9 protein-coding genes are annotated in these 13,482 nt (G+C 59.8%); 7 read left to right on the top strand and 2 right to left on the bottom strand.

What is annotated here, in order from left to right; translation table 11 throughout:
- The first annotated feature begins 208 nt into the window (after positions 1-208).
- Positions 209-2,152 (top strand): 1-deoxy-D-xylulose-5-phosphate synthase, encoded by a 1,944-nt coding sequence (gene dxs, locus ROI90_RS03725; protein ID WP_315996984.1) that lies wholly within the window; start codon positions 209-211, stop codon positions 2,150-2,152.
- A gap of 204 nt (positions 2,153-2,356) precedes the next feature.
- Positions 2,357-2,887: a YceI family protein gene (locus ROI90_RS03720; protein WP_315996983.1), complete on the top strand. Its 531-nt coding sequence runs from the start codon at positions 2,357-2,359 to the stop codon at positions 2,885-2,887.
- Between the two features lie 120 nt (positions 2,888-3,007).
- On the opposite strand, the gene ROI90_RS03715 is transcribed toward ROI90_RS03720, so the two are convergent.
- Positions 3,008-4,000 carry an SRPBCC family protein gene (locus ROI90_RS03715; protein ID WP_315996982.1) on the bottom strand — a complete coding sequence of 331 codons (993 nt, stop codon included), beginning with the start codon at positions 3,998-4,000 and terminating at the stop codon, positions 3,008-3,010.
- 91 nt (positions 4,001-4,091) lie between these two features.
- On the opposite strand from ROI90_RS03715, the gene ROI90_RS03710 reads away from it, so the two are divergent.
- Complete coding sequence (locus ROI90_RS03710) at positions 4,092-4,847, top strand: alpha/beta fold hydrolase (protein ID WP_315996981.1); 756 nt, start codon at positions 4,092-4,094, stop codon at positions 4,845-4,847.
- Positions 4,848-5,052: 205 nt separating this feature from the next.
- The gene (locus ROI90_RS03705; RefSeq protein WP_315996980.1) at positions 5,053-6,285 is read left to right on the top strand and encodes an isocitrate dehydrogenase (NADP(+)); all 1,233 of its coding nucleotides are present in this window, start codon (positions 5,053-5,055) and stop codon (positions 6,283-6,285) included.
- Between the two features lie 224 nt (positions 6,286-6,509).
- On the opposite strand, the gene ROI90_RS03700 is transcribed toward ROI90_RS03705, so the two are convergent.
- On the bottom strand, positions 6,510-7,508 hold the full coding sequence (locus ROI90_RS03700; RefSeq protein ID WP_315996979.1) for an aspartate-semialdehyde dehydrogenase: 999 nt from the start codon (positions 7,506-7,508) through the stop codon (positions 6,510-6,512).
- A 132-nt stretch (positions 7,509-7,640) separates the two neighbouring features.
- On the opposite strand from ROI90_RS03700, the gene ROI90_RS03695 reads away from it, so the two are divergent.
- The 3 genes from ROI90_RS03695 to ROI90_RS03685 all read left to right on the top strand — a co-directional run bounded on the left by ROI90_RS03695 (position 7,641) and on the right by ROI90_RS03685 (position 13,474).
- On the top strand, positions 7,641-10,253 hold the full coding sequence (locus ROI90_RS03695) for a lamin tail domain-containing protein (RefSeq protein WP_315996978.1): 2,613 nt from the start codon (positions 7,641-7,643) through the stop codon (positions 10,251-10,253).
- A 270-nt stretch (positions 10,254-10,523) separates the two neighbouring features.
- Positions 10,524-12,095: a DUF1800 domain-containing protein gene (locus tag ROI90_RS03690; protein ID WP_315996977.1), complete on the top strand. Its 1,572-nt coding sequence runs from the start codon at positions 10,524-10,526 to the stop codon at positions 12,093-12,095.
- Between the two features lie 167 nt (positions 12,096-12,262).
- A complete protein-coding gene (locus ROI90_RS03685) occupies positions 12,263-13,474 on the top strand; it encodes a DUF1501 domain-containing protein (RefSeq protein WP_315996976.1) in 1,212 nt (403 codons plus the stop codon).
- Positions 13,475-13,482 lie beyond the last annotated feature (8 nt).

Here is a 13,482-nt window from a genome sequence, read left to right as displayed (position 1 = left end):
GCGGGGATAGTAAAGTGGTAGTAAACAACAGGTGTTGGTGCCGCAGTTCAACCAATACACCGCCGAATTTCGTAACTCGACGGTTCAACCGGCCGTGCGGAAAACCCGTACCTTTGCCTGGTGTACATTTACGCATTCAGTAACTGCCTAACCTTTATCGGTAGTTGCCGGTTGCCTAGCAAATATCCCCTTTTCCTACCCCCCGCACATGATTGTCGAACCTGGTGCCCTGCTGGCGGAAATAAATTCGCCTGACGACCTGAAAAAGCTCAGTCCCGACCAATTGGTGCAGGTGAGCCAGGAACTGCGGCAGTTTATTATTGATACGGTTTCCATCTACGGCGGCCACTTCGGCGCCTCGCTGGGGGTAGTTGAGCTGTCGGTGGCCTTGCACTACGTGTTCAACACGCCCTACGACCAGCTGGTGTGGGATGTGGGCCACCAGGCTTATGGCCACAAAATCCTGACCGGCCGCCGCGACCGGTTCCCCACAAACCGCCGCTACAACGGCATGTCGGGGTTTCCCAAGCGCAGCGAAAGTGAGTACGATGCCTTCGGGGTAGGCCACAGCAGCACCAGCATCGGCGCGGCCCTGGGCATGGCCGTGGCGTCTGACTATAAAGGCGAATTCGACCGCCAGCACATTGCCGTAATCGGGGATGGCGCCATGACGGCCGGTATGGCTTTTGAAGCCCTCAACCACGCCGGCGTGGAGAAATCCAACCTGCTGGTTATCCTCAACGACAACTGCATGAGTATCGACCCCAACGTGGGCGCGCTCAAAGAATACCTCACCGATATTACCACCTCCCGCACCTACAACAAAGTGCGCGACGAGCTGTGGAACGTGTTGGGCAAGCTCAGCAAGTTCGGCCCCAACCCCCAGCAGATTGCCCGCAAAGTGGAGTCGGCCATGAAGGCGACCCTGCTCAAGCAAAGCAACCTGTTTGAGGCCCTGAACTTCCGTTACTTTGGCCCCGTGGACGGGCACGACGTGCAGCATCTGGCCACCATCCTCAACGACCTCAAGAGCATCCCGGGCCCCAAAATCCTGCACTGCGTAACGGTGAAGGGCAAAGGCTACGCGCTGGCGGAGAAAGACCAAACCCTCTGGCACGCGCCCGGCCTGTTTGACAAGGTGACCGGCGAAATCCACACCAAAACCTACGAGAAGCCCCAGCCACCCAAGTACCAGGATGTGTTTGGGCACACTATTGTGGAGCTGGCCGAGCAGAACGACAAAATCATGGGTGTGACGCCAGCCATGCCCTCGGGCTGCTCGCTCAACATCATGATGAAGGCTATGCCCGACCGTGCCTTCGACGTGGGCATTGCCGAGCAACACGCCGTGACTTTCTCGGCCGGCCTTGCTACCCAGGGTCTGGTACCATTCTGCAACATCTACTCATCCTTCATGCAGCGCGCCTACGACCAGGTGCTGCATGATGTGGCCCTGCAGAAGCTGCACGTAGTGTTCTGCCTCGACCGGGCCGGTTTCGCCGGTGCCGACGGTCCCACCCACCACGGCTGCTACGACCTGGCCTACATGCGTTGCATCCCCAACATGGTGGTGTCGGCCCCGATGAATGAGGAAGAGCTGCGCAACCTGATGTATACGGCCACCCTGTCCGAAAACGCCGGTCCGTTCAGCATCCGCTACCCCCGCGGCGAAGGCGTGATGCCGGAGTGGCGCAAGCCCCTGAAGAAAATTACCGTGGGTACCGGCCGCGTGGTGCGTGAGGGTGAAGGCGTGGCGGTACTCAGCATCGGCCACATCGGCAACTATGCCGTGAAAGCCACCCAGCAGCTCGCGGCCGAAGGCCTCAACCCCGGCCACTACGACATGCGTTTCTGCAAGCCGCTGGACGAGGAAATGCTCCACAACATTGCCCGCCAGTACAAAGCCATTGTAACCGTAGAAGACGGTTGCCTGCCCGGCGGTTTCGGTGCGGCCGTGCTGGAATTCCTCGCCGACCACGGGTACAGCCTCCCCGTGAAGCGCCTCGGTATTCCCGACCGTATTGTGGAGCACGGCACCCAGGACGAGCTGTACAAGGAGTGCGGCTTCGATGCCGCCAGTATTGCCGCCGCCCTGCGCGAAATGAACGGTAAGGTAGCTGCTACTGCCCCATTGGAAACGGTGCTGCTGTAAGCTAGAACTAGTATAGAAATGGAAGCCCCGCTGGATTCATCTAGCGGGGCTTTTTATTTTTCTATCAAAAGCCAATTGAAAATAAATAGATGTATATACATCATTTGTGAAATAAGTACGTACATTTGTCAGGAGTTCGGCGCGGCAGTGTAGCTTGCCTGAGTTCTTACAGTGTTCAACTTCACCCCTCAACTACCTACTGTTATGGCGACTACCAAATGGGTTCTGGACCCGATGCACTCCGAAGTACAGTTCAAGATCAAGCACCTCGTTATTTCAACGGTAACCGGCGCGTTCAAGAAGTTTGAAGGCACGGCTGAAACCGAAGGCGACGCCTTCGACAACGCCAAGGTGCATGTGAGCCTCGATGTGGACAGCATTGATACGAACCAGGAGCAGCGCGACCAGCACCTGAAGGCCGACGACTTCTTCGCCGTAGGTACCTACCCCAACATCACCTTCGAATCGACGGGCCTGACCAAATCCGGCTCCGACTATAAACTCACCGGCAACCTCACCATCAAGGACGTAACCAAGCCCGTTACCCTGGATGTTGAGTATGGCGGCACCGCTACCGACTTCTACGGCAACACCAAGGCCGGCTTTGAAGTGAGCGGCAAAATCAACCGCAAAGACTTTGGCCTGACCTGGGAAGGCATCACTGAAGCCGGCTCCATTGTGGTAGGCGAGGACGTGAAGCTGATTGCCAGCGTGCAGTTCGCCAAGCAAGCCTAAACAGCCACTTTACCTCCCGCACCGGACCGCACACCTAAGGCTCCTTCAATGAGGCCGCCCGCCGCGACGAGAATTTTATAGAACGCCCGTTTCCTGCTGCAGGAAGCGGGCGTTTTGGCGTTAACGGCTGGCGGTACTCTGTTGGTCAGCCTCACACCGGCGCTTGATTACTTCCAGAATGCGGCGCTGGATTTCGCTCATCACATAATCGGTCCAGAGGCCGGCGTAGGGGTTGAGGCGGGTGCTGAGGCGTTGCTGGCTGTAGAGCACGAGGTGGGTACGGCCGGGGCCGGCGGGTTGTAGCTCGTAGGTGCCGCGCAATACGTCGAAAAACCGGCCGCCCACGGTTACGTGCTCGTCGAAGGTGGTAGGCGGAATAGTGGCCGTATTGGGCACAATGCTGAACGACAAGCGCCGTTGCGGCTCCCACAAATCCACTGTTTCGATAAACTCAACGCCCCGCTCAAACGTGGCCCGGCGCACTCCACCCACGCCCTCGTGGCTGAGCGTGGCCTCTACGGGGCGCGGGAACCCAATTTTATCAACCAAGCTAGGGCCCAAGTCGTGGGCTTGGATGGGAGGAACCCGAATAATGTGCTGCCACACCACGGCGGCCGGGGCCTGAATCAGAATAGTGTTTTCGACACGGCGGTTATCCGTAGGTGCGTTGAGCTGGGCTTCGAGCGGGGCCAGCAGAAACGGCAGCAGCGCAAATACCGCCACCGTGTACGTCCGGTTTTTATCGGGTTTGTTGTTGGTTATGGCCAGGTAGAGGATGGCCCCCAGCCAGGAGGTAAACAGGAAGAGCGGCGAAATAATCAGCACGCAAATCAGGCCTTCTAAATGAAACAGCAACGCGCAGAACAGAAACAGCAATACTGTACAGAGGGGCCCCCACACCGCCCGCCATGTGCGCGACATATAACCGGGGGTGAAGTGGGCCGTAACCGCGCCTAAGGCCATTGGAATCAACAGCAGAAAGCAGAGCATAAGCAGTCCGCCGCCGGCATTCAGGATATCGGATCCAAAGACGAAACGGCCCAGCAATGCCACAAGAAGGCCCGCCCCTACGGCAATGGCATAGTGATAGTAACGACGCTCAATAATTGGCATGAGAATATGTGTACGAAGTAGGAACCGGGCAAAAGTGCGTAATTATGCTCATCCAACCAGCTTTCGGCCGCTTGCCTAGCGGGCTTTTCCTATGACCACGGCTCACCCCACCATCCTGTTCCTGCACGGCTTTGCCGAGTCCCGCGAAGTGTGGACGGAATTCACCCGCGACTTTCCCGACGGCTACCGCCTGCTCACGCTCAACCTGCCCGGCCACGGTACCAATGTGCACGATATCCGGGACTACTCCATGGAGGCCCAAGCCCGCTACGTGGCCGAGCAGCTACGCCAGAAAAACGTGGAGCGGGCCCTGCTGGTGTGCCACAGCATGGGTGGTTATGTGGCCCTAGCGTTTGCGGAGCGCTACCCCGAAATGGTGGCTGGCCTCGTGCTTTTCCACAGCACCGCCCTGCCCGATACGGCGGAGAAAAAAGCTAATCGGGACAAAAACATGGATTTCGTGCGCCGTCACGGCGTCGATAAGTTCATGGAGTCGTTTATCCGGCCGTTGTTTGCGCCGGCCAACCGGGAAAGTATGCTGGAGCAGCGCGCGTTTCTGGAAGATATCGGCCGGGCCACGCCCGAAGCTACTGTGCTGGGCGCGCTGGAAGCCATGAAAAACCGTCCCGACCGCACCGACATCCTGCGCGAAGCCCGCTTCCCGGTGCTGTTTATTGCGGGCAAGGAGGATGTGGCCGTGCCCACCGAAAGCCTGCTGCCCCAACTGGCCCTGCCGGCCCAAAGCCACACCCTGCTACTCAGCAATGTAGGCCACTTGGGCTACTTCGAGGAGCCCGAACTCACCCGCCGCGCCGTGGTGGATTTTGCGGGCGTGGTGTTCGGCTAACTGCGGATTTCGGCTATTCTGCCGGCACGGGGGTAGCCGCAGGGCGCCCCGGTTACGTACCGCACCGGAGAACCGCTGGCCCCGGTAGGTGTTATTACCGGATGTAGCCGTAGCTTGGGCCCGCTTTCGGGCTTGCAACGGCCCCGAAATGCACACCCTGCCATGCCCTTGGCGCACAGATTGACCACTTAATCCCCACTTACCCATGACCAAAATCAAAGTAGCAAACCCGGTAGTTGAGCTGGATGGCGACGAAATGACGCGCATCATCTGGAAGTTCATCAAGGACAAGCTGATTACGCCCTACCTGGAGCTGGACATTAAATACTACGACCTGGGCATTGAGTACCGCGACGAAACCAACGACCAGGTAACCATCGACGCCGCCAACGCCATCAAGCAGTACGGCGTGGGCATCAAGTGCGCCACCATCACCCCCGACGAGGAGCGCGTGCAGGAGTTCGGCCTGAAGCAGATGTGGAAGTCGCCGAACGGCACCATCCGCAACATCCTCGACGGAACCGTATTCCGGGAGCCCATTGTGATGAGCAACGTGCCCCGCCTCGTACCCAACTGGACGGCCCCGATCTGCATCGGCCGCCACGCCTTCGGCGACCAGTACCGCGCCACCGACTTCGTGACCAAAGGCAAAGGCAAGCTGACCATCAGCTTCCAGCCCGAGGACGGCGGTGAGGCGCAGTCGTTTGAGGTGTACAACTTCAAAGGCGACGGTGTGGCCCTGGCCATGTACAACACCGATGAAAGCATCCGCGGCTTCGCCCACGCCTGCTTCAACCAGGCTTTAAGCAAAGGCTGGCCCCTGTACCTGAGCACCAAGAACACCATCCTGAAAAAGTACGATGGCCGCTTCAAGGACATCTTCCAGGAGATTTACGAGCAGGACTATCTGGCCAAATTCCAGGCCGCCGGTATTACCTACGAGCACCGCCTGATTGACGACATGGTAGCCTCGGCCCTGAAATGGAACGGCAACTTTGTGTGGGCCTGCAAAAACTACGACGGCGACGTGCAGAGCGACACCGTGGCCCAGGGTTTCGGCTCGCTCGGCCTGATGACCTCCACGCTGGTTACGCCCGACGGCGGCACGATGGAGGCCGAAGCCGCCCACGGCACCGTAACGCGCCACTACCGTGACCACCAGAAAGGCAAACCCACCAGCACCAACCCCATTGCCAGTATCTTCGCTTGGACGCGCGGCCTGGAGTTCCGCGGCAAGCTGGATAACAACCAGGAGCTGATTGACTTCTGCCACGCTCTGGAGCAGGTGTGCATTGAAACTGTGGAAAGCGGCAAAATGACCAAGGATTTGGCCGTCTGCATCCACGGCAATAAAGTAGAGCACGGCCGCGACTATCTCTACACCGAGGAGTTCCTGGCTGCACTTGATGAGAACCTGAAAGCTAAGCTAGCCAAGTAAGCTGCTGCTGATTCTATGAAAAAAGCTCCCTCGGCTAACCGAAGGAGCTTTTTTCGTTGGGGCTGTTTAGGAAGTCGTGGAACGTCATGCAGAGCGGAGCGAAGCATCTCGCGTGCTGATGCCTGAATAGTTCTGCAACGTCAGCAGGCGAGATGCTTCGCTCCGCTCTGCATGACCGTTCTTTTTCCTGTATAAAACAGCCCCCTAGATCAAAATCAGGTTTTCTAAGCCTCCAGCAAGCCCATTTTCAGCATGGCCTCGGCAATTTGCACGGCGTTGGTGGCGGCGCCTTTGCGCAGGTTGTCGGCCACCACCCACAGGTTGAGGGTGCGGGGCTGGGTTTCGTCGCGGCGGAGGCGGCCAACGAGCACGGCGTCGCGGCCGTGGGCGTCTTTGGGCATGGGATACACGTTGTTCTTCACGTCGTCCACCAGCTCCACGCCTTCGGTCTGGCGGAGGATGTCGCGCACTTCGGCTAGGTCAAATTCCTCCGCAAATTCCACGTTTACGGCTTCGGAGTGGCCGCCCATCACGGGGATGCGTACGGTGGTGGCCGTCACCCGAATCTGATCGTCGCCGAAGATTTTCTTCGTCTCGTTCACCATCTTCATTTCCTCCTTGGTGTAGCCGTTGTCCTCGAACACGTCGATGTGGGGCAGCACGTTCAGATCGATGCGGTGGGGGTAGGCGGGGTTGCTGGGCGTCTGGCCGGCACGCTCTTCCAGCAGCTGGTCCACGGCCTGCTTGCCGGTGCCGGTTACGCTTTGGTAGGTGCTCACCACAATGCGCTGGGCCTTATAGCGCTTGTGCAGCTCGTTGAGGGCCACCACCATCTGAATGGTGGAGCAGTTGGGGTTGGCAATGATTTTATCGGCAGGAGTCAGCTCCTTGGCGTTGATTTCGGGCACTACCAGCTTCTTGGTGGGGTCCATGCGCCAGGCCGAGGAGTTGTCGATAACCACGGTACCCACTTCGGCGAAGCGCGGGGCTTCCTGCTTGCTGATGGAGCCGCCGGCCGAGAAAATGGCCACGGCGGGACGGGCCGCAATGGCGTCGTCCATGCTCACCACCTTATATTTCTTGCCCTGAAACTCAATTTCCTGGCCCACCGACCGGGCAGAGGCCACAGGCAGCAGTTCGGTTACGGGAAACTGGCGCTCAGCCAGCACTTTCAGCATCTCAGTACCTACCAGGCCGGTGGCACCTACTACGGCTACTTTCATGGAGTTGCGAGTTTTAAGAGGCGTAAAGGTACGGTGGCGCGGGCATTGATTTCTGGGTATATTTCAGGCAGTGATACGTGGCGTGGCTTGGGCAAATGCGGCTCCCGGCAGCGCCAACAACCCCTATTCAATGTGAAAAAACTACTGCTACCCTTCCTGGCGCTGCTTTTTGCGCGTACTGCTACTGCTCAGCTTGCGGATACTTTCGCCGACGGCAACTTCACTCAGAACCCCACCTGGACCGGCGACGCGGCGTCTTTTCAGGTAAACGCGGCCCTGCAGCTGCAAACCAACGGTGCTGCCACCACTGGCACCGAGCTGCAGCTGGTAACGCCCTGCGCGGCCACTACCGGTACTACCTGGGAGTTTTGGGCCAACCTGAAACTAGCCACCAGCAGCGGCAACTACGCCGATGTGTGGCTCATGGCCGACCAGCCCGACCTCAAAGCCAGCGGCACCAAAGGCTACTTCGTGCGCCTCGGCGGTACGCCCGACGAGGTGGCCCTATTCCGCAAAGACGCTACCGGCAGCCCGGTATATGTCATCAATGGCCAGGACGCCACGCTCAGCTCCACAAACAACAACCTAGTGCGGGTACGCGTGACGCGCAGTACGGCGGGTCTTTGGACGCTGGAGCGGGATTTGGCCGGCGGCACCACCTACGTGAGTGAGGGCACGGCTACTGATGTAACTCACCAGCGTAGTGCATATTTCGGAGTGTACTGCACGTATTCATCCACGAACAACCGGGCGTTCTATTTTGACGATTTCCGGGTGACGGACGCCACCGGGCCACTGCTGCTGCAGGCCGGTGCCCCCTCTGCCCGTCAGCTTGACCTTGGCTTCAACGAGGCTGTAGCGGCTACGCAGTCGGCGGCCAGCTACCGGCTGAGTACGGGTAGTCCGGCCGTAACGGCTGCCGCCCGGGATGCCCAGGACCCCACCGTGGTACACCTCACGTTGGCCGCCGATTTGCCCTTGGGCAGTATCACTGTGGAGGCCCGCAATGTGGCTGATGCGTTTGGCAACGTGGCGGCCGGCCCGCTTACGGCTACTTTTCAGAATAATGGGTTTGCGGTGCCGCCTGTCTTTAATCAGCTGCTCATCATCGAAATCATGGCCGATGAAACGCCGGTGGTGGGGCTGCCCGCTTCGGAGTTCATCGAAATCCATAACCCCTCGGCTACGGCCGTGGTGGATTTGGCAGGTGTGCGGCTGTTGAAACCGGGCAGTACCAGCAACCCGGCGGTGTTTCCGGCCGGGGCGTTGCTCTTGCCGGGCGAGTATGCCGTGGTGTGCGGCAGTACCCGTGCGGCGCTGTTTGCGGGTTACGGCAAGGTATTCGGCCTCACCAACTTCCCCAGTCTCAGCAACGCCACCGACCAGCTGGTACTGCGCGGCAAAGATGGCCGCACGCTGTTTGAGGTGAGCTACTCGGATGCCTGGTACCGGGACGCGCGCAAGAAGGAGGGAGGCTGGACGCTGGAAATGCTGGATACCGCTAACCCTTGCGCCGGCGCCGAAAACTGGAAAGCCAGCGAAGACCCTAGCGGCGGCACGCCCGGCCGCGCCAACTCGGTGCGTACCGCCAACCCCGACCGCACGCCGCCAGCCCTGCTCCGCGCCTTGGCTCTGAACCCAACTACTGTGCGGCTCTATTTCGGCGAGAAGCTGGACAGCGTGGCGGCGGCTAACGTGGCGCTGTACACTATCACCCCAACCGCCAGCACCCTGCGCGCCGCGCCGGTAGGATCAGATTTCCGGTTGGTGGATTTGGTACTGGCCGCTCCACTCACCGCCAATCAGCCGCTAACGGTAACCGCCCAGCGGGCCGTGGATTGCGCCGGCAATGCCAGCGGCCCGGTTACTTCGGCCACGTTGGCTTTGCCGGTACCGGTGGCTACGGGGGACGTAGTTATCAATGAAATCCTGTTCAACCCGCGTACCGGGGGCGTGGATTTCGTGGAAATCCTGAACCGCTCCGGCAAGTTTCTGGATTTGCAGGGCTGGCAATTGGGCAACCAGCGCCCTGATAACTCTGTGGATGCGGAGCCCATTAGCAGCGCGCCGGTACTGCTCCCGCCCGGTGGCCTGCTGGCCTTCACCACTCGCCCCGATATTGTGCAGCAGCAGTACCCCAACAGCACCGACGCAGCTCACCTACTCCAACTCCTGGCCCTGCCCACCTTCCCGGATGATGGGGGCACGGTAGTGCTATTCGATAGCCGGGGGCAGCTACTGGACAAATACGCCTACGCTGCCACCCAACACCTGAAGCTGCTGGATAATGTGGAAGGTGTTTCCCTGGAGCGGATTCGAGCTGCTGGCCCGAGCGAGGCAAGCAACTTTCACTCGGCGGCGGGCAGTGTGGGCTACGCCACGCCCGGCCGCCCCAACTCCCAGCAGCAGCCCGACGTGACGGGCACTGGCGTACTCACGCTGGAGCCGGAAATCTTTACCCCCGACGACGACGGCCAGCAGGACTTCACTACTCTAGCCTACCAGCTCGACCAACCGGGCTATGCCGGTTCTGTGACCATTTATGATGCCCAGGGCCGCTTGGCCCGCCGCCTCGTGCGCAACGAAACGCTGGCCACGCAAGGCACCTGGCAGTGGGACGGCCTAACCGACCGGGGCCAGAAAGCCAGCGTGGGCTACTACATCCTGCACGTGGAGCTGTTTCGGCCCAGCGGCGGCCAGAAGCGCGAGTACCGCAAAACAGTGGTAGTAGGCGCGCGTCAGTAAATCACAGATGGAGCAGATGAATGGATACCGCAGATGACGAGCTGGCGGATGGCTGGATGGATAAAATACACTGTCATCCTGAGCGGAGCGAAGGACCTTATTACATTGTAAGAGGTTGTTCAAGCGTAATAAGGTCCTTCACTCCGCTCAGGATGACAAATGAATCTACTTACTCATCATCCTGCACCAGAACATCATCTGCGGTATCTGTGGCTTCATCTGCACCATCTGTGATTTAAACCCAAGGGCTGTTTCCGCGTCCAACCGGATATGACGACGCAACAGCAACTGCAGCATTTGTATTGGCGGGCGGGATTTGGGCCCCGGCCTGAGGAGGTAGCCACAGGCATTTCGCCGCGTAAGGCCCTGCGCCAATTGCTGCAGAATTCCGAGCAGGTGGAGTTGCTGGATAGTCCGCAGATGCGCTACACGGAGCAGCTGGCCCAGTTTCGGCCCGTAGCGCCGGGCAGCGGTACCCCGCAGAACAGTATGGTAACCACGCCCGATCAGACGACCCAGCAAACTGGCCAGGCCCAGCCCGCGCCGGTGACGGCTATGCCGGTTCGCTCGGCGGTGTCCGGGACGCGGGGCCGTAACCAACCACCGCTGCTACGCCGGCAGGCAATGACGCCCGAGCAGCGTAAACTGCAAAACCAGAGCATCCGCGACGCATTTTACGCCATGAATACCGGCTGGCTGCAGCGCATGGCTACCTCATCGGCCCAGCTGCGCGAGAAGCTGACGTTGTTCTGGCACGGGCACTTCGCCTGCCGGGTGCGCCGCCCCGATGCGGCCCTGCACCTGAACAACACCATCCGGCAGCTGGCGCTGGGCAAGTTTGGCGACTTGCTGCTGGCCGTGAGCAAGGAGCCGGCCATGTTGCAGTTCCTCAACAACCAGCAAAACCGTAAGCAACATCCCAACGAGAACTTCGCCCGGGAGGTGATGGAGCTATTCACGCTGGGCCGGGGCCACTACTCCGAAACTGATGTGAAGGAAGCCGCCCGCGCCTTTACTGGCTGGGGCTACGATGGGCAGGGCGCTTTCGTGTTCCGGGAGAAGCAGCACGATGATGGCTCCAAAACCTTCCTGGGCCGCACCGGCAACTTCGGGGGCGAGAACGTGCTGAAGATCATCCTGGAGCAGCCAGCTTGCGCCGAGTTTATCACCACCAAGCTCTACCGGTTTTTCGTGAACGACGTGCCTAACGCTCAGCACATCGGGCCGCTGGCGCAGGCGTTCTTCCGTAGCGGTTACGACATCCGGGCCCTGCTGGAGCAGATGTTTTCGGCGGATTGGTTTTACGAGGCGGCTAACGTGGGCACGCGCATTAAGTCGCCGGTGGAGCTGCTGGCGGGCATCAAGCGCACGTTGGGGCTAGAGCTGGTGGATGACAAGCCGCTGATTGTGTTCCAGAAGGCCTTGGGGCAAACCCTGTTCGAGCCGCCAAACGTGGCCGGCTGGCCCGGCGGCCGCAACTGGATTGACTCCTCAAGCCTGCTCTACCGGTTGCAATTGCCCTCGGTGCTGCTCAAAAATGCGGAGTTCAGCGTGGCACTCAAGCAGGACGAAAACGATATTGCGCCCAACCTCAGCCGCGCCGACCGTACGTTTCAGCAACCGATAAAAACTACCGTGCGGCTGGTCCCAGTGCAGGCCCTATTGGCCAAAACGCCGCCCGCCCAGCAAGCCGCCCAACTCGGCCAGTTCCTGCTGCAAACCCCGCTCCGCCCCGATAATCTGGCCCTCATTCAGCAAGCCGCCGACAAAGCCCCCACCGAAGGCCGCCTGCGCACCCTGGTAACGGCCCTGCTGAGTTTGCCGGAGTACCAGTTGATGTGAGAGTGGTTGCTGAAAAGAAGTAATATACTAACGTCATGCTGAGCGTAGCCGGAGGCGAAGTCGAAGCATCTCTACCGCTTCGTTGAGTTCTATATAATCATTAGCCAGAGGTAGAGATGCTTCAACTATGGCTGCGCCTTCGCTCAGCATGACCCAACTAATCTGCCATGCCTACTTCCCGCCGCGACTTTCTCAAGACTTCCGGGCTGGCCAGCAGCTTGCTGTTTGTGCCCACGTTTCTGCACGCGCTGGACCGCCAGGGCCTGCGCGACCTGCGCGACGCCCGGGGCCGCCGCCTCGTGGTGGTACAGTTAGGCGGCGGCAACGACGGCCTGAACACCATCATTCCCTACGAAAACGACCTGTACTACAAAGCCCGGCCCACGCTCGGTATCCGGCAGCAAAGCGGTATTCTGACCCTGGACCAGGGCTTGGGCCTGAACCCCGCCATGACCCGTCTCAAAGGCCTCTACGACCATGGCCAACTAGCCGTGCTTAACTCCGTGGGCTACCCCAACCCTGATAGGTCGCACTTTCGGTCCATGGATATCTGGCAGAGCGGCTCGGCCTCCGACCAGTACCTGAGCACTGGCTGGCTCGGCCGCTACCTGGATTCCAACTGCGCCGCCTGCCAACTGCCCTATAACGGCCTGGAGGTAGACGATACGCTGAGCCTGGCTATGAAGGGCGACCTGCGCAAGGGCCTGGCCCTGAAGAACCCCGAGAAATTTCACCAGATAACCCAGAACCGTTTCATTGCCCAGGTAAGCGGCGAAAAGCCCCAGGGCACTCTGTCGGAGCTGGATTACCTGTACAAGACCCTAGCCGAAACCTCGTCCTCGGCCGATTACCTGTACCAGAAGGCCAAGGTGTACAAATCGGTGGTGGCGTACCCGAATACGGAGTTTGGCCGCAACCTCAAAACCACCGCCGAGCTGATCAACTCCGGTGTGGCCTCGCGGGTGTATTATGTGTCGCTGAGCGGGTTTGATACGCACGTGCGGCAGCGGGAGCAGCAGGGCAAGCTGCTGGGGGACTTGTCGGATGGGCTGGCCTCGTTTGTGGAGGATTTGCAGAAAGCCGGCAACCTCGACGATACACTGGTGCTGGTGTTTTCGGAATTTGGCCGCCGCGTAACCCAGAACGCCAGCAACGGCACCGACCACGGCACCGCCAACAACGTGCTGCTGCTGGGTGGTGGCCTCAAACAGAAGGGCATCCTCAACGCCGCCCCCGATTTGGCGAACCTCCAGGACGGCGACCTGCGCCACCAACTCGACTTCCGCAGCCTCTACGCCACCGTACTCCACGACTGGTTGGAGGCCGATGATGCGGCTGTGTTGGGTAGCCGGTTTGAGCGGCTGAAGGGACTGGTGTAGATTAGTTG

The organism is Hymenobacter endophyticus (genome assembly GCF_032464715.1).
GTDB lineage: Bacteria > Bacteroidota > Bacteroidia > Cytophagales > Hymenobacteraceae > Hymenobacter > Hymenobacter endophyticus.
This window is presented reverse-complemented; position numbering and strand designations above follow the sequence as displayed.